The sequence below is a fragment of the Cupriavidus sp. Met-2 genome (assembly GCF_049843575.1).
In the GTDB taxonomy this organism is placed as follows: Bacteria; Pseudomonadota; Gammaproteobacteria; order Burkholderiales; family Burkholderiaceae; genus Cupriavidus; species Cupriavidus metallidurans.
Genome location: NZ_JBBHZL010000002.1, coordinates 523,410 through 546,304 on the forward strand (window position 1 = coordinate 523,410; position 22,895 = coordinate 546,304).

21 protein-coding genes are annotated in these 22,895 nt (G+C 64.9%); 9 read left to right on the forward strand and 12 right to left on the reverse strand.

Annotated features, from left to right (window positions below):
- Positions 1-69 precede the first annotated feature (69 nt).
- Entirely contained in the window at positions 70-1,278 is a 1,209-nt protein-coding gene (locus WD006_RS07610; RefSeq protein ID WP_029307455.1) for an acyl-CoA dehydrogenase family protein, read from the reverse strand.
- A gap of 194 nt (positions 1,279-1,472) precedes the next feature.
- Between WD006_RS07610 and WD006_RS07615 the strand changes: the two genes are divergently transcribed.
- From WD006_RS07615 to WD006_RS07640, 6 genes are all read left to right on the forward strand, one after another.
- On the forward strand, positions 1,473-2,564 hold the full coding sequence (locus WD006_RS07615) for an LLM class flavin-dependent oxidoreductase (protein WP_011516925.1): 1,092 nt from the start codon (positions 1,473-1,475) through the stop codon (positions 2,562-2,564).
- 36 nt (positions 2,565-2,600) lie between these two features.
- Entirely contained in the window at positions 2,601-3,626 is a 1,026-nt protein-coding gene (locus tag WD006_RS07620) for an ABC transporter substrate-binding protein (RefSeq protein WP_011516926.1), read from the forward strand.
- A 4-nt stretch (positions 3,627-3,630) separates the two neighbouring features.
- Positions 3,631-4,674 carry an ABC transporter permease gene (locus WD006_RS07625; protein ID WP_011516927.1) on the forward strand — a complete coding sequence of 348 codons (1,044 nt, stop codon included), beginning with the start codon at positions 3,631-3,633 and terminating at the stop codon, positions 4,672-4,674.
- A complete protein-coding gene (locus WD006_RS07630; RefSeq protein ID WP_029307454.1) occupies positions 4,668-5,456 on the forward strand; it encodes an ABC transporter ATP-binding protein in 789 nt (262 codons plus the stop codon). The genes WD006_RS07625 and WD006_RS07630 overlap by 7 nt, the downstream gene beginning before the upstream one ends.
- A 15-nt stretch (positions 5,457-5,471) precedes the next feature.
- Complete coding sequence (locus tag WD006_RS07635) at positions 5,472-6,659, forward strand: c-type cytochrome (protein WP_029307453.1); 1,188 nt, start codon at positions 5,472-5,474, stop codon at positions 6,657-6,659.
- 142 nt (positions 6,660-6,801) lie between these two features.
- Positions 6,802-7,491 (forward strand): hypothetical protein, encoded by a 690-nt coding sequence (locus tag WD006_RS07640; protein WP_011516930.1) that lies wholly within the window; start codon positions 6,802-6,804, stop codon positions 7,489-7,491.
- Here the strand turns inward: WD006_RS07640 and waaC are convergent.
- Together waaC and WD006_RS07650 are read right to left on the reverse strand one after the other, a co-directional pair.
- Complete coding sequence (waaC, locus tag WD006_RS07645; RefSeq protein WP_011516931.1) at positions 7,446-8,468, reverse strand: lipopolysaccharide heptosyltransferase I; 1,023 nt, start codon at positions 8,466-8,468, stop codon at positions 7,446-7,448. The two genes, WD006_RS07640 and waaC, sit on opposite strands and share 46 nt — an antisense overlap.
- Positions 8,469-8,682: 214 nt before the next feature.
- Entirely contained in the window at positions 8,683-9,291 is a 609-nt protein-coding gene (locus WD006_RS07650; protein ID WP_011516932.1) for a cysteine hydrolase family protein, read from the reverse strand.
- A gap of 85 nt (positions 9,292-9,376) precedes the next feature.
- Here WD006_RS07650 and WD006_RS07655 point away from each other — a divergent pair, with 85 nt between their 5' ends.
- Together WD006_RS07655 and WD006_RS07660 are read left to right on the forward strand one after the other, a co-directional pair.
- Positions 9,377-10,237 (forward strand): LysR family transcriptional regulator, encoded by an 861-nt coding sequence (locus tag WD006_RS07655; protein ID WP_029307451.1) that lies wholly within the window; start codon positions 9,377-9,379, stop codon positions 10,235-10,237.
- Positions 10,238-10,492: 255 nt separating this feature from the next.
- A complete protein-coding gene (locus WD006_RS07660) occupies positions 10,493-12,457 on the forward strand; it encodes a sensor domain-containing diguanylate cyclase (protein ID WP_035832585.1) in 1,965 nt (654 codons plus the stop codon).
- A 27-nt stretch (positions 12,458-12,484) separates the two neighbouring features.
- Here WD006_RS07660 and WD006_RS07665 read toward each other — a convergent pair whose 3' ends face one another.
- The 7 genes from WD006_RS07665 to WD006_RS07695 form a co-directional block, all read right to left on the reverse strand.
- A complete protein-coding gene (locus WD006_RS07665) occupies positions 12,485-13,696 on the reverse strand; it encodes an ATP-binding protein (RefSeq protein WP_029307449.1) in 1,212 nt (403 codons plus the stop codon).
- 183 nt (positions 13,697-13,879) lie between these two features.
- Entirely contained in the window at positions 13,880-15,610 is a 1,731-nt protein-coding gene (locus WD006_RS07670; protein ID WP_008641556.1) for an ABC transporter substrate-binding protein, read from the reverse strand.
- Positions 15,611-15,733: 123 nt separating this feature from the next.
- On the reverse strand, positions 15,734-16,042 hold the full coding sequence (locus tag WD006_RS07675) for a DUF2160 domain-containing protein (protein WP_029307448.1): 309 nt from the start codon (positions 16,040-16,042) through the stop codon (positions 15,734-15,736).
- 11 nt (positions 16,043-16,053) lie between these two features.
- Positions 16,054-16,884, reverse strand: a complete 831-nt coding sequence (locus tag WD006_RS07680; protein ID WP_008641554.1) for a carbohydrate ABC transporter permease — start codon at positions 16,882-16,884, stop codon at positions 16,054-16,056.
- Positions 16,877-17,761, reverse strand: a complete 885-nt coding sequence (locus tag WD006_RS07685; protein ID WP_011516938.1) for a carbohydrate ABC transporter permease — start codon at positions 17,759-17,761, stop codon at positions 16,877-16,879. Before WD006_RS07685 ends, WD006_RS07680 begins: the two co-directional genes overlap by 8 nt.
- Positions 17,758-18,858, reverse strand: coding sequence for an ABC transporter ATP-binding protein (locus WD006_RS07690; RefSeq protein WP_029307447.1), 1,101 nt, complete (start codon positions 18,856-18,858; stop codon positions 17,758-17,760). Before WD006_RS07690 ends, WD006_RS07685 begins: the two co-directional genes overlap by 4 nt.
- Position 18,859: 1 nt before the next feature.
- Positions 18,860-19,984, reverse strand: a complete 1,125-nt coding sequence (locus WD006_RS07695) for an ABC transporter ATP-binding protein (RefSeq protein WP_029307446.1) — start codon at positions 19,982-19,984, stop codon at positions 18,860-18,862.
- A 162-nt stretch (positions 19,985-20,146) separates the two neighbouring features.
- Between WD006_RS07695 and WD006_RS07700 the strand changes: the two genes are divergently transcribed.
- Complete coding sequence (locus WD006_RS07700) at positions 20,147-20,917, forward strand: DeoR/GlpR family DNA-binding transcription regulator (RefSeq protein WP_024570378.1); 771 nt, start codon at positions 20,147-20,149, stop codon at positions 20,915-20,917.
- A 184-nt stretch (positions 20,918-21,101) separates the two neighbouring features.
- On the opposite strand, the gene purU is transcribed toward WD006_RS07700, so the two are convergent.
- The gene (gene purU, locus WD006_RS07705; protein WP_008641549.1) at positions 21,102-21,968 is read right to left on the reverse strand and encodes a formyltetrahydrofolate deformylase; all 867 of its coding nucleotides are present in this window, start codon (positions 21,966-21,968) and stop codon (positions 21,102-21,104) included.
- A 47-nt stretch (positions 21,969-22,015) separates the two neighbouring features.
- Positions 22,016-22,867: an NUDIX hydrolase gene (locus WD006_RS07710; protein WP_029307445.1), complete on the reverse strand. Its 852-nt coding sequence runs from the start codon at positions 22,865-22,867 to the stop codon at positions 22,016-22,018.
- Positions 22,868-22,895: the final 28 nt, after the last annotated feature.

Sequence of the window (22,895 nt, forward strand, 5' to 3'; positions counted from 1 at the left end):
TGGGCAAGGCGTCGCGGCCGCTAACGTTTGCCGCAAACATAGCACGACGGCGACGTTCCGTTGCGGGGATCAGTCGGCCAGCGCCGCGCGGCCGGCGGCAGTCAGGATCGAATCGTTCTGGGGGGTGTGGATGCGGCTGCAGAGCACATCGCGATAATGCCGCTCCAGCGGGTTGTTGCGGCTCAAGCCGTGATTACCCGAGAGTTGCAGCGCCAGATCCACTGCGCGGATGGCATTCCCGGTCACCGTGAACTTGAGCAGCCCGCTATCTTCGGCCGACGGCGGCGTGCCGGCGTCGGTACGCCCCGCCGCATCGTCCAGCAGCACTTCGTTGGCGCGCAGCAGCGCGGCAATCTCGCCGATGGTCTCCTGCACACGCGGCAGGGTTGCCAGCGGCTTGCCAAGACTGCCAGGTGCGCGTTCGCGCACGAAATCCCGAATCCAGTCGTACGCGGCACGCGCCACGGCGTCATAGAGGCTGCCGAGCAGCACCACCATCCACGCCTGCTGGTCGATATTGCCGTCGATATCGGCCTGGCTCGCGCCCGCCGGGGCCCAGGCCGATGGCGGACGGATATCCACCGCATGCTCGATCGGGATCCACACGTCCTCCAGCAAGGTCTCATGGCTGCCCGATGCCCGCAGTCCCATGTGGTTCCAGCTTTCGATCACACGGATACCCGGCGTGTCGGCTTCGGGCTTCGGCACAAGGAACACCCCGATCCGCGGCTCCGGTTCGTGCGTGCGCGCCCAGACCGCCAGCCAGCGCAGCGCGGGGATGCCGGTGCTGTAGAGCTTGTGCCCCCGCAGCCGCCAGCGATCGCCCACGCGCGTGGCCACGGTGCCGGGCAGACCACCCCGTGCCGGCGAGCCCAGTTCCGGCTCTACGCGCAATGAGTTGATCAGCGCCCCCTCTTCCACGGCCGAGCGGAACACCTGCTCGCGCACCGCCTCCGGCCAGCGTGCCTCGTCCCGGCCGATCGCGCGGTGCTGCAGGTAGGTCATCGTCAACACCAGCGCCGTCGCGGCGTCTCCACCGGCCACGGCGGCGATGATGCGGCGCGCCTCCGCCAGCCCGGCGCCACCGCCTCCCGAAGCGACGGGTACCGCCTGTGAGATCAGGCCGTACTGGTGCAGCAGCGCGAAGTTGTCATGGGGAAATGTACCGCGCGAGTCGTGATCGGCAGCAGTGGCGGCAAGGCGCGGCGTGAGTTCGGCAAGGACTTTGGCCAGCCGCGCTTCACTGGTTGGCAGCCGGCGCAAGGGGGACGAAGACATCGGGAATCCTTCGGAAGACGTGAACGAATCGCTGCATAGCGTACCGCCCGAAGCGGGCTGGCGATAACGACGCAATTCGCATATCGAGCATCGGTTCCCAACGCATATGGAGTCGCGTTTTTATTCGTTCTCGCGCGGCGCGCGCTGGCTTACGGTGGCGGCTCGAACCGTTTCACGAACCAGGAGCGTCACCCATGAGCGTCGACATCATCGGCATGATCCAGAGCCAGAAGCAGTCCGAGATTCACCCTCCTGACGGGCCCGTGATCGATCGCGACTACGTGCGTGCATTCGCGCAGGCCCATGAGCAGGCCGGGTTCGACCGCATCCTGGTACCTCACCACTCGACCGGGCCATCGGCCACGCTGACGATCTCCTACGCGGCCACCGTGACCGAGCGCATCCATTTCATGCTGGCGCATCGCCCCGGCTTCACCGCGCCGACGCTGGCCGCCCGGCAGATCGCCACGCTCGACCAGTTCAGCGGCGGCCGGCTTGGGGTGCATTTCATCTCGGGCGGGTCAGACGACGAACAGCGGCGCGACGGCGACTATCTCGATCACGACCAGCGCTATGCCCGTACCGACGAGTACCTTGGCATCCTGCGCCGCATCTGGACAGAGCACCAGCCCTTCGATCACGAGGGCACGTTCTACCGCTTCCAGCGCGGCTTCTCCGAAGTCAAACCCGCCCAGCAGCCGCATGTGCCGATCTACTTCGGCGGTGCTTCCGAAGCAGCGCTCGCCGTGGCCGGCAAACATGCCGACGTCTACGCGCTGTGGGGCGAATCCCTCGACCAGGTACGCGAGCTGACCACGCGCGTGCGTGCCGAGGCCGCCAGGCATGCCCGCGAGGTGCGTTTCTCGGTGTCGTTCCGGCCCGTGCTGGCGGACACCGAGGAAAAGGCGTGGGCGCGCGCCGACAGCATCCTGGAACGCACCCGCGCGTTGCGCGTGCAGGCCGGCTACAGCCGTGGCGGCCCACAACAGAGCGAGGGCGCGCGTCGCCTGCTCGCCGCCGCCGACAAGGGCGACCGCGTTGATCAACGTCTATGGACCGCCATCGCGCGCGAAACCGGCGGCCGTTCGAATTCGACCGGTCTGGTTGGCACGCCGGAACAGGTGGCCGAGGCGTTGCTGGCCTACTACGACCTCGGCGTCAGCACGTTCCTGCTCCGCGGCTTCGATCCGCTTGACGATGCCGTCGACTACGGTCGCGAACTGATTCCGCGCGTGCGCGCGCTCGTTGCGCAACGCGATGCCGAGCGCCAGCGCAAGGCAGCCTGAACCGGCCTGAACAACTGAAAACGGGGAGAAAAAACCATGAGCCAGCAGCCGTCCCAAAAGTCGTCCCGCCCTGACAATCGTCGCCGCAGCCTGCTACGCCTGGCCGGCACCACGGCTATCGCCGCGCCCGCGCTGATCCTGGGCCGACAGGCTTGGTCGGCCCCGCGCAAGCTCACCTTCGCGTGGAACCAGAATTCCTTCTGCCTGACGCCTATCGTCGTGGCGCAGGAGAAAGGCTTCTTCGAAAAGAACGGCTTGCAGGTGGATCTGATCAACTACAGCGGGTCCACGGACCAGTTGCTCGAGTCGATCGCCACCGGCAAGGCCGATGCCGCCGTGGGCATGATTCATCGCTGGCTCAAGCCGCTCGAAGCCGGCTTCGACGTGAAGATCATCGGCAGCTCGCACGGCGGCTGCGTGCGGCTGGTTGGCGCGAAGGCGGCCGGCGTCACGAACCTTCAGGCACTCAAGGGCAAGACCGTCGGCGTCAGCGACCTGGCCGCACCGGGCAAGCATTTCTTCACGATCCTGCTGGCCAAGAACGGCATCGACCCCGACCGCGACATCACCTGGCGGCAGTACCCGGCCGACCTGCTCGGTGTGGCCGTCGACAAGGGCGAGATCCAGGCAATCGCCGATGGCGACCCGAACCTCTACCTGCTGGAGAAGCGCACCAACGGCGCGTACGTGGAACTGGCCACCAACCTGACGGGCGAATACGCACGGAAGGTCTGCTGCGTGGTGGGGGCGCGGGGCGAGCTGGTTCGCAACGATCGCCCGACAGCGGCCGCGCTGGCGCGTTCGATCGTGCAGGCGACGGACTACGTCAACGAGAACCCCAACGAGGCGGCAAAGGTGTTCGCCAAGTACTCGCCCAAGATCAGCCCGGACGATCTGCGCAAGCTCTACGCCACGCTCACCTACACGCACCACCCGACCGGTGTGGATCTGCAGGAGGAGATCGCGTTCTACGCCGACGACTTCCGCCGCATTGGTGTGCTCAAGAAGTCCACCGATGCCAAACGCCTGGCGCAGCATGTCTACGCCAACGTGCTGGGGTAAGACCATGACGACCAACCAAAGCACCCTTAACGCGCGGCTCGCGCAACCCGCCCCCAGGACCGTCGCCCCACGCGTGACGGTCTGGCCCACGGGCATCGTGGCGGCACTGGCCTGGGGCGTGTTCGGCGCCGTGACCTGGCGCTGGCCCAACAAGATGGCCGGGTTCAACGACTGGGCCTATACGGAGGAACTCGGCATCGTCGTGCTCGGCGTGTCCGCCGCGCTGCTATTGCTGGCCCTGGCGGGCGGGTACGCAAGCCGGAGCGGACCGCTTCAGCACGCGGTCGCCACGCTGCGGGCAGCCGGTCCCTGGCTCGTCGCCCTGCCATTGGTCTTCACCGCGTGGGAGATCCTGACCGCGAAGATGGCAATCCTGCCGACGCCATTCTTCGCGCCGCCCCAGGCGCTGATCGAGGTCTACCTCGACGACTGGCAACGTCTGGGCGACAGCGCATTCAACACGTTGAAGCTGCTCGGCCTTGGCGTGGGATACGGCGCGCTGGCCGGCTTCCTGATCGGTGTCTCGATCGGATGGTCGCGCCGCATCGGCTACTGGATTCACCCCGTGCTGCGTGTGCTTGGCCCCCTGCCCTCCACGGCGCTGCTGCCGCTCACGTTCTACTTCTTTCCGTCGAGCTATTCCGCAGCGGTGTTCCTGATCGCGCTGGCCACCGCGTTTCCGGTGGCGGTGCTGACGTGGTCGGGCGTGGCCGGCGTCAACAAGAGCTACTACGACGTGGCGCGCACGATGGGTGCATCGGGCTGGTTCCTGGTGCTGCGGGTGGCGATCCCCGCCGCGCTGCCGCAGGTATTCGTCGGCCTGTTCATGGGGCTTGGCGCATCGTTCTCCGTGCTCGTCACGGCCGAGATGATGGGCGTGAAATCCGGTCTGGGCTGGTACCTGACCTGGGCTCAGGGCTGGGCATCGTACGTGAACATGTATGCAGCGCTGATCGTCATGGCACTGCTGTTCTCGGGGGTCATCACATTGCTGTTCGCCGTGCGCGACCGCGCGCTCTCCTGGCAGAAAGGAACCGTCAAATGGTAGCCGTACTGGAACACGCCCCAGAGGCCGCTGGCGCCCAGATTGACATTCGCGGTGTCAGCCACGCCTTCGGCGACGGCGCGCGGCGGCTGCCGGTGCTGGACGACGTCAGCCTCGAAGTCGCACCCGGCGAGTTCGTCGCGCTGCTCGGCCCGAGTGGCTGCGGCAAGTCCACGCTGCTGCGCCTGGTGGCCGGGCTCGAAACGCCGAACGCCGGGGAGATCCGGCAGGATGGCACGCCCATCGACCACCCCGATCCCTCCCGCATCGTGGTGTTCCAGGACCCCACGCTGTACCCGTGGCGGCGCGTGCGTGACAACGTCGCGCTCGGCCTGCAGGCTCGCGGCCTGTTGCGACGTGAAGGCCATCGCGTCGACGCCGCGCTCCGACGCGTGGGCCTCGAAGCGTTCGCGGATGCCTTCCCGCATCAACTCTCCGGCGGCATGGCGCAACGCGTGGCGCTGGCCCGCGCGCTGGTCAACGATCCACGGCTGCTCGTGCTCGACGAACCGCTCGGCAAACTGGACTCGCTCACGCGCCTGGCCATGCAGAGCGATCTGGTCGAACTGTGGCAACGCGCTGGATTCTCCGCCCTGCTGGTCACGCATGATGTCGAGGAGGCGCTGTTCCTGGCGCAACGCGTCATCGTGTTCAGCCAGCGCCCGGCCAAGATCACCGCACAGATCGAGGTGGACCTGCCCTACCCACGCCATCGCGGCGACCCTCGGCTGACCGAACTGCGGCACGAAGCGTTGCGGCATCTGGGTCTGGATGCCAGCTGGTAACAGGCAGCGCAACGCATGAATGGACCACCGGCACAGGCGTGGCTCAACACGCTGCTCACGCTGTTGCAGGACGGGCAGCTTGCGCTATTGCGGCTCTGGCATGTGCTGCACCTCTCCGGTGACGCACACGGCCAGCCCGCCTGGCCGTGGGCCCGAAGAATCGCAGGGGAAACGCTGCTGATCGATCTCGGTCTGGCACGTCAGGTCGCGTGGAGCCTTGCGGCAATCTCCGTGGCGCTGGCCTGCCTCGCCGTCGCCAGCATCTGGCGTGGCAAGCGGCTGACCTGGCTCGCTGCCGCGGCGCTGACGCTTATCCTCGCACCCTGGCCATCGCCGGCATTGTTGTTCACGCCTGCCGCACCCACCAGTTTTCACATCAGCCCCACCCGCTTCTCAACCGAAAGCATCGCGCATGGCGCACGCCTCTACACGCAACATTGCGCCGCTTGCCACGGCGAGGATGGCCGGGGTGAAGGACCGCTCGCGGCCGGGCTATCGCGTTGGCCGCCAACGTTTGTCGGCCCGTTATTGGGGCGTCGCGCCGACGGCGATCTGTTCTGGCATATCGCCAATGGGATGCGCGATAGCGACGGCCGGCAGACGATGCCCGCTTTCTCGCGAAAGCTCGACGATGCCGACACCTGGGCTGTCATCGAGTACACCAAGGCGCTGGCAGCCGGCACTGCCGCCAGCACGTTCGGCACCTGGCCGATCCCAATGCGTCTGTTCGATGTCACGGTACGCTGCGGACAGGATGGGGGCCGCGCGATGGCCGACTGGCGCGGACATCAGCGCGTCCGAGTGGTGGCGTTCGAGGGTGATGCCGGCGGATTGCCACTGGAAGACCCACGCTTCCTGACTTTGCTGCTAACGCGCGATGGGAAACCGCCCGTCAACGTCCCACAGTTTCGCGCGGGGTGCGTCGCCGCATCACCGCTGGCCTGGGACGCATACGCCCGCATCGCCGGCATTGCCCCCAACAGGCTGGCTGGCACCGAGTTCCTGGCCGACCGCGGTGGCTGGCTGCGCGCGCGATCCCTGCCGGGCCGAGATGCGTGGGGTACCGCAGATCTGCTCTGTTCGACCGGTCAGGTCAACAAGGACCGTGGCCCGACATCGCCCGGCACGGATGGCCTCACGTCACTGCTGTTGCGCATGGATGCCGAACCCGTCCGATTCGTCCAGGGAGGCGTTATTCACTAGTCCACCCAGGCATCTGGTTGCCTCGGATCAAGTCACGGAGCAGCTTCAGAAAGGGCCGCCATCGCGCATCGAAAAATCCTCATGTCGCGCCCGTTCGCCCCCCGTAGCGTATGCAATCCTCAATCGCTACGGACTGCTTCTGATGTCATTGGATTTTCTGCCCGCGGATGCCGGCCCCGGCTTTGCCGTGGGGGCTGCCAAACCCTGGACGGGCCGCTATCCCGTCTCGTCCGGGCTGTTCGAAGTCCGCCCGGCGCGAATGCCGCGCGACGTGTTGCCGGTGTTTGACGACGACCTCGACTGTATCGTCGGCTACCAGCGGGCATTCGCCGATCGCTGCCATCTCTTCGATCTGAATGGCGACATGCTTGGTGTATGGGAAGCCATGACGGCACTGCCGCCGCCGGCGGAACGTGGCTCGTTGATGGTAGTGGGCGGCTTGTGGAAGGCCAACGTGCGTGGCATGACCGCACTGGGATTGAACGGCTCAGGCATGGCGCTGGCACCCGCGATGCTCGCGCAGTTGCGTTCGCGTTTCGCCGCGCTGGCGGACACGCCGCTGCTCTATGCGGAGGCCGCGCACGCACGCATGAGCGATCCGCAGCGATTCGTCCCTGTGCATATCTTGCGGCTGGCAATGCGCCACGGGGAGCGCATTGCGCCGCCTGAAGGACTGAAGGGCGTGGCCCGTTACATGATCGGACTACGGATTCGCCAACTGCCGTTCATGCTGGATCTGGTCACGGCGCATGCCGGCGCCACGATCGTCGCATTCAACTACTGGCGTTACGCCGACACGTCGCCCGTAGCACGATCGCGGGGCAATCCCTGACTTGCGCCGGCACCGTGCCCAGTGACCTGGGCAACCGCCGCCAGCACCTCGTCGACCGGAGGGCGCACGCCGTTGTCGCCGACCGAGATCGACTGGCCAGGCCGATTCACGCCGAAATGCGGCCGGGACGTGGCGGTGAAGAGCATGACCGTGGGCTTGCCGAGCGCATCTGCCAGGTGCACGAACCCCGTGTCCATGCCGACGACCAGCGCCGCCGCATCGACGCGCTGCGCGCACTCCGTGATCGACATGCGCGGCAGCACTTCCGCGCCAGGAATGGCGGCCGCAAGTGCCTTCGCCTCTTCGTGCTCCTGCTGCGATCCCCACGGCAACTGCACGCGGTAGCCCCGGAGCGAGAGCGCGTGGCCCACCTCGATCCAGTTTGCCTGCGGCCACTTCTTGATTTCGGCGGACGTAGCGTGAAACAGCATCGCACGCGGCACGCCGTCTGCGGCGAGCGGCGCGGCCGGCTTCGGAATGCTCAACTCGCAGGTTTCCTGCGGCTCGATCTCGTAGCCGAGCGCATTGGCCACCACGAGGCGCATCTTGTGCCGGCAGTCCGCATCGCCGTGCGGCCCGAACAGTTCGGTATAGGCAAATTCGGCGCGGGACTCACCTAGAAATTCGGCGGCATACCCGAGGCGGCGGCGGGTCCGGGACAGGCGCGCAACGATGGCGCTCTTGTAGACGCCATGCACGTCGATGGCCACGTCATAGGGCTCGCGGCGCAAATCGCGCACCGCGCCGAGAATTCCACGCAGGTCTCGCCACTTCTTGCCGTTTTTCTTGAACTGGCGCAGCGGCGGCGCAATCACGCGATCAATGCCGACCGTCCAACGCGGGATGTCCGCGCAGGAGGCATCGGCTACCCAGTCGATTTTCGCGCCGGGATAGGCGCGTCGCAGATCGTGGACCAGCGGTAACGTATGCACCATGTCACCGAGCGACGTGATCTTGATCAGTAGGATGCGCTTCATGAGGTGTGGGTCGGCCACAATGGCCGGCAAAATGGGGCGCCGCCGGACAGGCCGCGTTTTGGAAGGCGCTAGTATGCCTCAGCCAGTCGCGCACAGCATCCTGACAAGCGCGCTTGTTCACCCCCTCAAACCCAACGCCGGCACTTGACCGGCGCGCATTCCTCCCGATTCCTCCCGATTCCTCCCGATTTCCGATTCCTGCCGATTCCTGCCGCTAGTGCCAAACCGATGCATCGGCCACAACGGTGGCGAACCGGTCATTCAAGGCTGCCAGGGTAACGCGATGAAGTACCGCTGCGGACAACGGCGCACCTCCCAGTGGATCGGGCAAATCACGCGTGGCGCAGGCAGCGGCCACCAGCGTCACGCGGTAGCCGTGGTCGAGCGCGGACCGGACGGTCGCGCTGATGCACATATGGGTCTGGAAGCCCGCCACGATCAGCTCCTTCTTGCCCGTGGCTACCAGGAGATCGGCCAGGTCGGTGCCGGCGAAGCTGTTCGGCAGATGCTTGACCACGGACTGCTCGCCATCGACGGGGGTCAGACCTTCGATGATCGCCGCATGAGGTCCAGCCGGATCGAACGCCCCGCCCGCCTTCCCGTGGTGCACGACGTGAATCACCGGCGAGCCGTACCGGCGCGCCAGCGCCAGAAGCTCTCCGCAGCTTGCCACCGCCTCGGGCATACCGGTCAGCGGCAGCTTGCCGTCGACATACTCGCGCTGGTGATCCACCAGCACCAGAACGGCATCCGACCAGGCGGATGGCTGGCGGCTCGCGCCTGCAGCGTCGAGAAGCGTTGTTGGAACGGGGGCGACTGACATCTCACATCTCCATGGCCAGGTGACTATGCAGGCATCGTAGGACAGGCTAAGCTGTGCGCCAATTCGCCACTCATTCACAATCACTGTGCAAAAAAGCACAATCTCATGGGATGATCTGCTAACGCTGTCAACGCTTATGCGGGCCGGCAGCTATTCCGCCTGCGCGCGCGAACTCGATATCACCCATGCCACGGCCATCCGACGGATCCGGCGCCTGGAAACAGCGCTGGGCAAGCCCGTTGCCACCCGGGCAGACGGCACCTTCGTGCTGACCGCGGCAGGGCGCAACGCACTGATTGCGGCGCGCCAGATGGAGCAGTCCGCCGACCGCCTGCTGCGGGAAATCGAAGGCGTGGCATCGGGGGTCTCGGGGGTGGTGCGGGTGGCAGCCACCTCGGCGATGGGCACGTGCCTGCTGACGCCACGCCTGCCGGCGCTCTACGCGGCCAATCCAGAGGCGGAAGTCAGGCTCGAACTGGACAACCGGGTAGCCAGCCTGGCCAGGCGCCGCGCGCATATCGCGGTGCGTCTGGCACGGCCGCAGGAAGACACAGTGGTCGCCCAACGCGCGGGGACCGTGCATTTCGGACTCTATGCGCCGGCCGGTATGACAGTGGCCACCGCGCTCGCCAGCGATACGCCACTCTGTGGCCTGCTCGACGAGGGTTTCACGCTGCCGGAAGTGGAGTGGCCGAAATCGCTGAATCGGCGTTTCGCTTTCCAGTCCAATAGCCTGCTGGCGGTCAGCCAGGCAGTGCGCACCGGCCTGGGGGTCGCCCTGCTCCCCCACTACCTCGCCGCTGGAGACCCGGGCCTGACCCTGGCGCAGGACGTACCCGAGGTCACCCGTGAAATCTGGCTGGCTTACCCGGCCGAGTTTCGTGGGGCGTCACGCTTCCGTCCGGTCATCGACTGGCTGGTCGAAGCGCTGGCCGAGTGCCGCTGACAATCCTCTCATCCGCCGCACAGGAAGCTCCCGAATGTCGCATCACCGCCACGGTGTGCGCCATATTCCACCTCGCGTGCGATCACACACGCGTTTGCGCCGGTACTCCCAAGGCAACTGGTAACAGTTCTGCTACGCTTTGAACCGGTTGCCGATGATAGATAGGTGGGGCCATTCGATGAAAGCATCCAGGCAGCCAAATACGGGTCAGTGCGCGAATAGACAAGAATCATGCGGCACTCATTGAAGTACCGGATGGCGATCGCTGCCGCAATTGTGGTCACGCTGGTATTTGTGGCACGCGCGGGGATTTCCCAGTGGTACGCCTATGGGCGCCTGAACGACCTTGTTCAGAGCCAGCAGGACACACTGGTGAGGCTCGTCGCCAACCAATTGGACGAGAAGCTCGAATCACGCGCAGTCGTGCTGCGACGGCTCACCCACAACCTGTCGCCCGTGCTCGACGCGCCCTCCGCCCGACTGCGCCAGCTTGCCACCGACACCATCGACATACCGGAGCAATTCAACGCGGTCTTCATGGCATGGCCCGACGGCACACTCGCGTTCAGCACGGCGGTTCCGGATGGCGTCAAGATGACGCTCAGCGACCGCGACTACTTCAAGGAAATCCTGCGCGGCTCCCCGTTTGTCGTTTCGGACCTGCTGCAGGGCAAACACAGCGCCGCCCCCGGCGTCATCCTCGCCGTGCCCCTGCGGGGAGCGAACGGTGAACTGCGCGCAGTCGTCGGCGGCATCCTGAACCTGTCCGCGGACAACTTCCTGCGCGAACTGGCCGGCAGCCGCATCGGCCTGACCGGGTTCTATTGCCTGGTCTCGGCCGGTCCGAATCCACGCTATGCCATGCATCCCGACAGCGCCAAGGTGCTCGCGCCTGCGCGCGCCTCGGGAGACTCCTGCGGCGCCGAACGGCCAGCTTCGCGCTGGGAAGCGCTGGAGCCGCAGCAACCGGTCGTCGCGCGCCACCTGCTGGCATCAAACGGGTGGGAGGTGATATCGGTCCTGCCCGCCAAGGAAGCCTACGGGCCGCTGCTCGAAGCCCGCCAACATGCCATCGTCATCGGCGTCGTTTCTCTGATCTTTGCGGCCGCGTTGATGTGGATGACGATCCGTTTCCTGCTGACCCCGCTCGAACACCTGCATCGCGCCGTCAGGCAACTGGCCACGCGCCCATCCGCTGTGGCGGACCTGCCCGTCAACCGCGAGGACGAAATCGGCGAGCTTGCCGGCGCCTTCTGCGAGGTCATGCAGCAACTCTCCGAGCGCGAGGCAGCGCTCAAGGCCGCCAACGACAGCGCCGCGGCGAGCGAGAAACGCTTCGTGGCCATCGCCAATCATGTTCCCGAGTTCGTCGCTTTCATCGATGCCAGCGAGCGGTTCGCGTTCGTCAATCAGGCCTATGCGCGACACTATGGCCTGCCGGCCGACCAGATCACGGGCCTTTCTGTGCGAGAACTCTGGGGCACGCCAGACTACGTCGCCAACAAGCCCTACCTCGAGCGCGCGCGCACTGGCGAAGTCGTGACCTTCACGCGAGAAACCTCCGACGGCACCGCCCGGGAGATCACCTACCAGCCAGCGTGGAACGATACGCAGGACGTTCTCACCGGCCTGCACATGTTCGCCCGCGATGTGACCGGCGAACGCCTGAAACTGCGCACACTCGAAGCCCAGACGCTGTCCGATCACCTGACCGGCCTGCTGAATCGCAAGGGCTTCGACCGGCGACTGCAGGAAGCCATGGCGCGAGCGGACTCGGCAGATCACGGTGCTGCGCTGCTGCTGGTGGATCTCGACGATTTCAAGGCGGTCAACGACAGCTACGGCCACCCGGTCGGCGACCGCCTGCTGGTCGCTTTCGCCGAACGGCTGCGCACCTGTGTACGCAGCGGCGATGCCGTGGCCCGAATTGGCGGCGACGAGTTCGCCATCATCCTCGAACACATCACCACGCCGAGTATCGTCGAACGCATCGGACATGCTGTCGTTCATGTGGCGCTACGACCGTTCACGATCGATGGCCAGACACTCGTCTCTACGTGCAGCGTCGGCAGCGCGATCCACCAATCCGGCCAGAGCGCATCCGTCAGCGAACTGTTCATACGGGCGGATATGGCCCTGTACGACGCCAAGCGACATGGCAAAGCCTGCTATTCGGCGACCGGCCCCAACAAGGCCACGGATATCGCTCCGCACGCGTAGCTGACGTGGCCCATTCGCAGCCCCGCCTCAGGCAACCGATAAGTCGTGCTCCGCCCCGGAAACGAGGGTCAGCTTTCTGCCCGAGACGCGCCTGACCACGTCAAGCAGCCCTGCACGGCGCATCGCCTCGGCGAGCGTTGGGTCTTCGAGAACATGCAGGCCCAATGCGGAGCGCCAGACAAGTCGCAGGACCACCAGTCTTTCCAGCGCCCGCTCGACCTCGGCGTAGTCGAGACGCGACGATGGCTCGCCTGACAGGGCGTTCATGACTCGCCGATAGGTTTGCATCGTTGACGCGCTGAATCCGGCGAACATCTGTTTGCTCGTCGCCATGACGCGGATGATCGCGTCATCGAGCGGCGGCAGTTCTTCCAGCGTTCGCATAGCGGGTGCATGAACGGCGCGCATCTGTTCGTCGATCCGCCGCTCGAGCACCGCTGCCGCATCGTCCCCGACAAGACCGTCCCTGCCCACCGCAACCGCCGCGGACTCGAATAGCTCGGGACGATACGCCGCACGCGCGAACAGATGCGTCATGACATCGGCGTTTAGCACGTCGGAAAAGCCGTGCCGCGACCGAAACCAATCGATGTAGTCACGCCCCAGCACCGGGAAGATCCGTTCCGTCGCGCAGAAGAATGCCTCGCGAGAGCCAAGCAGCATGCGCAGCTTGACGTGATCGGAGCCCGTGGCGATGATGCGCAGGCCGTGATGGGCGAAGTTCAGTTCATCACGTGCCGCCTTGAGCGCGAACATCGCGTTGTTGCCGCGCCGGGTGGCCATGCATTGCTGAGCTTCGTCGATGATCAGCGCGATGGGCCGCTGGACCTTGTCTGACAGTTCGGCCAGCGCATCGGATAGGGCAACACCCTTGCCGAGCCCCACCCGGTCTATCGAGAAAGAAAAGCCTCCGAATCCGAACCGGTCCAGCCCCACGGCGCGCGCCGCTCTGGCAACGACCCCCTCATGCGCGGCCAGTGCCTGGCGTACGACGTCGACGATCACGTCGCCAGGATCGACATCGTTGTTTTTCCATAGATCCGCAACCAGAACCAGTGCGCCACGACGCTCGAGTGCCGGCTGGAGGTCTTCCCGCAGAAACGTCGACTTGCCCGTGCGGCGTGGTGCCGACAGGAACAACCCCGACCACGCCATGCCTGTCCGTGAATCGCCCATCAGCTCGTCGGCGAGTTCGGCCGCGAGCTGCCGCCGTCTGAAAATGCTTTCGGATTCGTTCATCTTTGCCTCTGTCCATGAGATCCAACTGCGAGCGATTCTAGATAGCCATGGGAGGCTTTAGGGTGTCGAATACGGAGTGCAACGCGGAAGTTCCAAACTGGCACAGATCCGGCACAAAACGAAACGGCGGCGCAACAGCGCCGCCGCTCCTCCCTACAAGCCGAACACCCCGTTCAGCAACAATCAGCGCACGCGCCCTTCCTTCCACGCCTGCAGCAGCTTGTCATAGGCGATGGTTTCGCCCTTTGGTTTTTCATTGTCCAGCTTCTTCCACGGCGCATGTTCCGACGACAGCCACTTCGACGGATCGCTCTTCGGATTGAGCTTCGGCGCGCAATTCGCCATGCCAGCACGCTGCAGGCGGCCCATCACGTTGTCCATCTCCTCGGCCAGGGTATCCATCGCCACCTGAGGCGTCTTTTCGCCCGTCACCGCAGTGGCCACGTTCTTCCACCACAGTTGTGCCAGCTTCGGATAGTCAGGCACGTTATTGCCGGTCGGCGTCCAGGCCACGCGGGCCGGGCTGCGGTAGAACTCGATCAGGCCACCATACTTGTCCGCGTTCTTGGTCAGGTACTCGTGGTGAATATCGCTGTCGCGGATAAAGGTCAGGCCGGTCAGCGATTTCTTCAGCGACACCGTCTTGGACGTCACGAACTGCGCGTAGAGCCAGGCGGCAGCCAGACGGTTCGGATCGGTGTTCTTGAAGAAAGTCCACGAGCCGACGTCCTGGTAGCCGTTCTGCATCCCCTGCTTCCAGTACGGGCCGTACGGCGACGGAGCCATGCGCCACTTCGGCGAGCCATCGGCATTGACCACCGGCAGGCCCTTCTTGGTCATATCGGCCGTGAACGCCGTGTACCAGAAGATCTGCTGCGCCACCTGGCCCTGGGCAGGCACCGGGCCCGCCTCGGAGAAGGTCATGCCCATGGCCTGCGGCGGCGCGTACTTCTTCATCCAGTCGATGTACTTGGTCAGCGCGTAGACCGCGGCCGGGCTGTTCGTGGCGCCGCCACGCGAGACCGACGCGCCAACCGGCGTGCACTTGTCCTCGGCCACGCGAATGCCCCACTCGTCCACCGGCATGCCATTGGGCAGCCCCTTGTCGGCCGATCCGGCCATCGACAGCCACGCATCGGTGAAGCGCCAGCCGAGCGACGGGTCCTTCTTGCCATAGTCCATGTGGCCAAACACCTTCTTGCCGTCAAGTTCCTTCACGTCGTTGGTGAAGAAGTTGGCGATGTCCTCGTAGGCGGACCAGTTGGTTGGCACGCCCAGGTCATAGCCGTACTTGGCCTTGAACTTCTCCTGCAGATCCTTGCGCGCGAACCAGTCGGCGCGGAACCAGTACAGGTTGGCGAACTGCTGATCCGGCAGCTGGTAGAGCTTGCCGTCCGGCGCCGTGGTGAACTTCGTCCCGATGAAGTCCTTGATGTCGATGCCGGGGTTCGTGTACTCCTTGCCCACGCCGGTCATGTAGTCGGACAGCGGCAGGATCGCGCCATAGCGGTAGTGCGTGCCAATCAGATCCGAGTCGGAGATCCAGCCATCGTAGATCGACTTGCCGGACTGCATCGACGTCTGCAGCTTTTCCACGACATCGCCTTCCTGGATGATGTCGTGATTGACCTTGATGCCGGTGATTTCCTCGAAGGCCTTGGCCAGCGTCTTGGATTCGTACTCGTGCGTGGTAATGGTTTCGGACACCACGTTGATCTGGGTGACGCCCTTCGCCTTGAGCTTGGCGGCGGCGTCCATGAACCACTTCATTTCCGCCATCTGCTTGTCCTTGGACAGCGACGACGGCTGGAACTCGTTGTCTACCCACTTCTTCGCGGAGGCCTCGTCGGCCCAGGCCGCATGACCGCAAGCCAGCGCGGCCGCAAAGGCCAGGGCCGACATCCCCAACTTCACGCGCTCTTTCATCTGTGTCTCCTCATGAACCCCTTCCCCGGCTCTCTGTAATTGGGTTGCGGCCCTGGGGAAGGGACAAGATCTCGCAGCCCACATCAGCAAAATCCGCGTTGCGCCGAAGCACTAGCCCCGGCGCATGATCAGCAGCACCACCAGAGCAGAGACGCCCGCGCTGATCCATATCGATGGCTCTTCGGCCAGTTGCAGCCAGTTCTGGATCTTTTCGCCCAGTCCTACCCATGCGAGGTTGATCCACGCCGCGCACATCAGCCCGATGAACAGGCGGTCGCCACGTGTGGTGGCGATGGGCAGGAAGCCCTTGCGCATCAACGTCGGCGTACGGGTTTCCCAGATCGTCATGCCGATCAGCATCACCACCACCGCGGCAAAGAACACGGCCACGGGCGTGGTCCATACCATCCAGCTCAGCATCGGTCCCTCCCTCAAACGCGGCCCATCGCGAAGCCTTTCGCGATGTAGTGCCGCACGAACCAGATCACGATGGCGCCCGGCACGATGGTCAGCACCCCGGCCGCTGCCAGCACGCCCCAGTCCATGCCAGACGCCGACACCGTGCGCGTCATCGTCGCCACGATCGGCTTGGCGTTGACGGACGTCAGCGTCCGCGCCAGTAGCAGCTCCACCCAACTGAACATGAAGCAGAAGAACGCCGCCACGCCCACGCCGGCCTTGATCAGCGGCAGGAAGATCGTCAGGAAGAATCGCGGGAACGAGTAGCCGTCGACGTAGGCGGTCTCGTCAATCTCGCGTGGCACGCCCGACATGAAACCCTCCAGGATCCAAACCGCAAGCGGCACGTTGAACACCAGATGCGCCAGCGCCACGCCAAGGTGTGTATCCATCAGGCCGATCGTCGTGTAGAGCTGGAAGAACGGCAGCAGGAACACCGCGGGCGGCGTCATGCGGTTGGTCAGCAGCCAGAAAAACACGTGCTTGTCGCCGATGAACTGGTAGCGCGAGAACGCGTAGGCGGCCGGGAGCGCCACGCCGATCGATATCACCGTATTCAGGACCACGTAGATCATCGAGTTGATGTAGCCCGAGTACCACGACGCGTCGGTGAAGATCGTCACGTAGTGCTCGAGCGTGAACGATGCCGGCCAGAGCGAGAGTGTCGAGACGATCTCCTCATTGGTCTTGAACGACATGTTCACCATCCAGTAGATCGGCACGATCGCGAACAACAGGTAGGTGGTCAGGAATACAGGCCGCCACCAGCTGGCGCGCTGGCCCGGAAGCACGTGCTCAGCCATTCGGAATCTCCTCGGCGCCCGCCGTGCCGGCGCGTTGCATCCAGTTGTAGAGGATGAAGCAGGTCAGCAGGATGATCAGGAAGTAGACGATCGAGAACGCCGCGGCCGGCCCCAGATCGAACTGGCCTACCGCCTTCTGCGTCAGGTATTGCGACAGGAACGTGGTGGCATTCCCAGGCCCGCCGCCGGTCAGCACGAACGGCTCCGTGTAGATCATGAAGCTGTCCATGAAGCGCAGCAGCACCGCAATCATCAGCACACCGCGCAGCTTCGGCAACTGGATGAAGCGGAACACCGCGAAGCGCGATGCGCCGTCGATCTGCGCCGCCTGGTAGTAGGCATCCGGGATGGCCCGCAGCCCCGCGTAGCAGAGCAATGCCACCAGGGGTGTCCAGTGCCACACGTCCATGACGAGCACGGTAACCCAGGCGTCGAACGCGCTACCGGTGTAGTTGTAGGCGAAGCCTAGCCCGTCGAGCGCGGCCCCAAGCAGGCCGATATCGGTACGGCCGAAGATCTGCCAGATCGTGCCGACCACGTTCCAGGGTATCAGCAGCGACAGCGCGATGATGACCAGCGTCGCCGATGCCTTCCAGCCCTTGGCCGGCATCGACAGCGCCAGCAGGATGCCGAGCGGAATCTCCACGCACAGCACGGCCAGCGAGAAACCGAGCTGGCGGAACAGCGCGCCATGCAGTTCCTCGTCCCGGAGAACGGTGCGGAACCATTCGGTGCCGACGAACACCCGCCGATCAGGCGAGATGATGTCCTGCACCGAGTAATTGACGATCGTCATCAATGGCAGGATGGCCGAGAACGCCACGCACAGCACCACTGGCAGCACCAGCAGCCAGGCCTTCTGGTTGACGGGCTTCATTGGACCAGTTCCTCGTTGACGTAGAAGCAGGTATGCCGGTTGAACACCGACAACCACGCGGTATCGCCAGCGCGCAGATGCGCGGCCTCGGTTCCCAGCCGCGCGTGCAGGGTCGCGGCTTCGCCGTGGTCTACCGTTGAGGACACCAGCCAGTACGTGCCGATATCCTGCGCGCGCTCCACGCGCACGGGCAGCGCTTGCGGATCATTGCCGGCTGCCAGCTTCAGGTACTCCGGACGCACGCCGACCTTGAAGCTGCCGGCAGCCTGCAGCCTCGCTGCCACATCTGGCGACAGGTCGGGTGCGTAGCGCCGCCCCGCCATTTCGATGCCGCCATCGCGCCATTGGCCCTGCAGGAAATTCATGCCGGGCGAGCCGATGAAGTGCCCCACGAAGGTGTGCGCGGGCCGCTCGAACAATGCATCGGCCGAGCCCACCTGCACGGCCTTGCCACGCGACATGACCACAACCTGATCGGCAAAGGTCAGTGCCTCGGTCTGGTCATGGGTCACGTAGATCAGCGTCAGGCGAAACTCGTGGTGGATCTCCTTGAGCTTGCGACGGAGTTGCCATTTCAAGTGTGGGTCAATCACGGTCAGCGGCTCGTCGAACAGGATCGCCGATACGTCCTGCCGCACCAGACCACGACCCAGCGAAATCTTCTGCTTGGCGTCGGCAGCCAGCCCGCTCGCGCGGCGGTCCAGCGACGCCGAGAGGTCGAGCATTTCGGCCACGCGCCCAACCCGCTCCTTGACCTGCGCGGCCGGTACACCGCGGTTGCGCAGTGGGAACGCGAGGTTCTCGCCGACCGTCATCGTGTCGTAGATCACCGGGAACTGGAATACCTGGGCGATGTTGCGTGCCTGCGGCGAATCGCCAGTCACGTCCTTGCCATCGAAGCTGATCGTGCCTTGCGAGGGACGCAGCAGACCCGAGATGCAGTTCAGCAACGTAGTCTTGCCGCAGCCTGACGGGCCCAGCAGCGCGTAGGCACCGCCATCCTCGAACGTGAAATGTAGTGGCAGCAGCGCGTAGTCCTCATCCTTCTGCGGATTGGCGACATAGGCGTGCGCGAGGTCGAGATCGATGCGTGCCATATCAGGCTCCCGACTCGGTGATCGCGGCGACCGGGCCTGCCGATGCCGGCGACATGCCTGGACGGCGCGGCGCGTGTATGCGATCGCCGTCCGCGTTGAACAGGTAGATCTGCGCTGGCTCGATATGGAACGACAACTGCGCGCCCAGTTCGAGATCGCGCACACCGGTAAGCTGGGCCACCAGATTGCCGGCGGGTGTATCGACATGCACGAACGTATCCGAACCCGACAGTTCAGCCAGCGCCACCCTGCCCGGCACGGCCACAGCCTGTGGCACGGCGTCGAGCCGCAGCGCGCCAGCACGCACGCCCACCGTTACCGGCCCATCGGCATGAGCCACGTCCGGCATCGGGATGGAAATGTTGCCGGCCAGCACGACGCGGCCATGCCCCAGCACACCTTCGAGAAGATTCATCGGCGGATCGCTGAAGGCGCGCGCCACGCGCAGTGACGCCGGATAGTGGAACACCTCCGGCGTCGGGCCATACTGGAGCAGTTCGCCAGCGTCGAGCACTGCGGTATGGCCACCGAGCAGCAGCGCTTCAGCCGGCTCGGTAGTGGCGTAGATCACGGTGGCATCGCCCTGCGCGAAGAGTTGCGTCAGTTCCTCGCGCAGTTCCTCGCGCAGCTTGTAGTCGAGGTTGACCAGCGGCTCATCGAGCAACATCAGCGGCGCATTCTTGGCCAGCGCGCGGGCCAGGGCCACACGCTGCTGCTGGCCACCAGATAGCTCCGAGGGGTACCGGTCGAGCAGATGTTCGATGTGCAGGCGCCCCGCCAGCGAGCGAACACGCGCGTCGACGTCAGCCTGGCGATCCCGCCGCAGCCGCAACGGCGATGCAATGTTGTCGAAGACGCGCAGCGACGGGTAGTTGATGAACTGCTGATAGACCATCGACACGTTGCGTTCCCGCACCGGCACGCCGGTCACGTCGGCGCCGTCTACCAGCACGCGGCCCGCGGTGGGCTTGTCCAGCCCTGCCATGACCCGCATCAGCGATGTCTTGCCCGCCTGGGTCGTTCCCAGCAGGATCGTGACGGCGCCAGGCACGGGGGCCAGCGACATCGGGTAAAGATAGGCTTGCGATCCCACGTGCTGCGCAATGCCTTCCAGGCTGAGCTGCATCCAGTCTCCAATATTCTTCTTGTGACAGCTCAGCCACTTCGAAAACCTGCGGCTGAGGCGCACTTTTCATAGCAACCCGCTCGTTTTAGCTCAAAAACGAACACAAAACAATACTGCGCCGCATCATTTGTTTTCGTTTCTGTTTGAACTAGAATGCCGGACATGACGCTCAATCCACGCCAGACCGCACTCCTCGAGGAAGTCCGCACGCAGGGCTTTGCCTCTATCGACGAACTCGCGCGCAAGTTCGGCGTGACCCTGCAAACGGTGCGCCGGGACGTCAACCTGCTGGCCGAGAACGGCATGCTGGCCCGATTTCATGGCGGGGTACGGGTAGAGGGATCGACCACCGAGAACATTGCCTACCGGCAACGCCAGGTGCTGAACGCGGAGGGTAAGGCGCGCATCGCGCGCGCGGTGGCGGCTGCCGTGCCGGAAGGCTGCTCGCTGATCCTGAACATCGGCACCACGGTGGAGGAAGTGGCGCGCGCGCTGATTCATCACCGGGGCTTGCGGGTAATCACGAACAACCTGAACGTGGCCAATATCCTGGCCGACAACCCCGACTGCGAGGTCATCGTCGCCGGTGGCGTGCTGCGTTCACGCGACCGCGGCATCGTTGGCGAGGCTACGGTGGAATTTATCCGGCAGTTCAAGGTGGATATCGGCCTGATCGGCATCTCGGGCATCGAAGCCGACGGCACGCTGCGCGACTATGATTTTCGCGAGGTCAAGGTGTCTCGCACGATCATGGAACACTCGCGCGAAATCTGGCTGGCGGCCGACGCCAGCAAGTTCAACCGGCGAGCCATGGTGGAACTGGCGCCGCTCGCGAGCATCGACCGGCTATTCACGGACGAGCCGTTACCCGCGCCTTTCGACACGATGCTGCAGGAAAGCGGGGTGGAATGTGTGGTCGCGGATCAGGAGTGAGGTGGGCTCACGTCTCGCGCTCCCTTCTCACGCTTGTGAGAAAGGGGTTCTGGGAGAAGGCATTGGGGTAGCAGCAATCTGGACAGGTCGCAATTTGAACCGCCTGCCCCTCTCCCCGTCCCTCCCTCCGCCCCCCTCCCCCGTTCGGGAGAGGGGAGAAAACCATTGCGGTTTCCGGTCCTTATTACTTGAACACCACCGTCTTGTGGCCGTTCAGCAGAATCCGATGTTCCGCATGCCACTTGACGGCGCGGGCCAGCGCCACGCATTCGACGTCGCGACCCACGGCGGTCAGTTGCTCCGGATCCATGCTGTGGTCCACGCGCTCGATCTCCTGTTCGATGATCGGGCCTTCGTCGAGGTCGGCGGTCACGTAGTGGGCCGTCGCGCCAATCAGCTTCACGCCGCGGTCATGCGCCTGGTAGTAAGGCTTGGCGCCCTTGAAGCTCGGCAGGAACGAATGGTGGATGTTGATCGCGCGGCCCTGGAGCTTGCGGCACAGGTCATCGGACAGCACCTGCATGTAGCGGGCCAGCACGACCAGGTCGATATTCTGCTCGCGCACGACTTCAAATACGCGCGCTTCCTGCGCGGCCTTCTGCTCCGCCGATGCGTTCATCAGCGGCAGATGGAAGAACGGCACGTCGTACGACGCGGCGAGCTGATAGAAGTCACGATGGTTCGAGACGATCGCCGCGATCTCCACCGGCAGACCGCCAACCTTGGCGCGGAACAGCAGGTCGTTCAGGCAGTGGCCAATCTTCGACACCATGATCATCACGCGCGGCTTCACGGTCGCGTCGTGCACCTCCCACTGCATGCCGAACTGGTCGCCCACAGGGGCAAACGCGGCACGAAGCTCGGCCAGATCCGGGCCGCCCGGCGCGGCGCTGAAATGCACGCGCATAAAGAAGCGGCCGGCGAAGGCATCACCGTACTGGTCGGAGTCAACGATATTGCAGCCGTGCTGGAACAGCAGGCCGGATACGGCGTGAACGATGCCCGGCTGGTCCGGGCAGGAAAGCGTGAGGATAAATCCGGTGGAACTCATCGTAAGCGATTCGGGATTGAGCGGGCCGGGACCGTGAAGGCCTCGATTCAGGGCTGGATACCGGCCCAGCCGCGTCGGCGGAGGGCATCCAGCGTCACCAGCGTGGCATCGACGGTCATGGCGCAATCCGCCATGATAGCAAGCAATGCCTCCGGATCGATATGCCGGTGCTCGGCCACTTCACCGTCCCGGTTATGGGGAACGAAGTCGGCCGGCAGCATGAGGTCATATACATACACACGCTCCCACTGCACGCCTTCGGGGATTTCACGTAGCACATCGATCACCCCGTGGGCCTCGGCCTGGCTGGCCAGCGCGGGCGGAATCCCCGATTCCTCGTCGCATTCGCGCACCAGCGTTTCCAGCGGATCGCTGCCTGCCGGCATGCCACCGGCTACGAGGTTGTCCCACATACCCGGGTCCACCGCCTTGCGCGGGCTGCGGCGCGATATCCACAGCGCCCGCTGGCCGGCCACGATCCCGTTCATGTGCGACGCGAACGTCAGCAGCCCCAGGAAGCGGGCTGCCGCGCGCTCGATCACGGCCAGCGGCTCGGCTTCCAGCGTCGGCGTCACCGCGAACAGTTCGTTGCGCCAGCCGCGCACATGGCCGGCATCGGCCAGTTGGGTGGCCAGCGTCGCCAGTGCTGCATTGCGCGCGGGCACCGTGGTACGGCCGGGCAGCAGCGTGATGGCGCCCTGCCCGTCGGGCTGGCCCAGCACGCCATCAAACCCCGCGAGGATGTCAGCGTGCTTGCGCGGCAGCCAGCCCACGTGCCGCCCATCGACCATCAGGCGAAGGTGGGCGACGGGATCAAACGGACTGCGCGCGGCAACGCCAGCAGTGACTACGCTAACGATATCGGCGGGATCGGCGGGGCGGGAAACTGTTTCGGCCATGGCTATTCAATTCAACACATCCGGATGG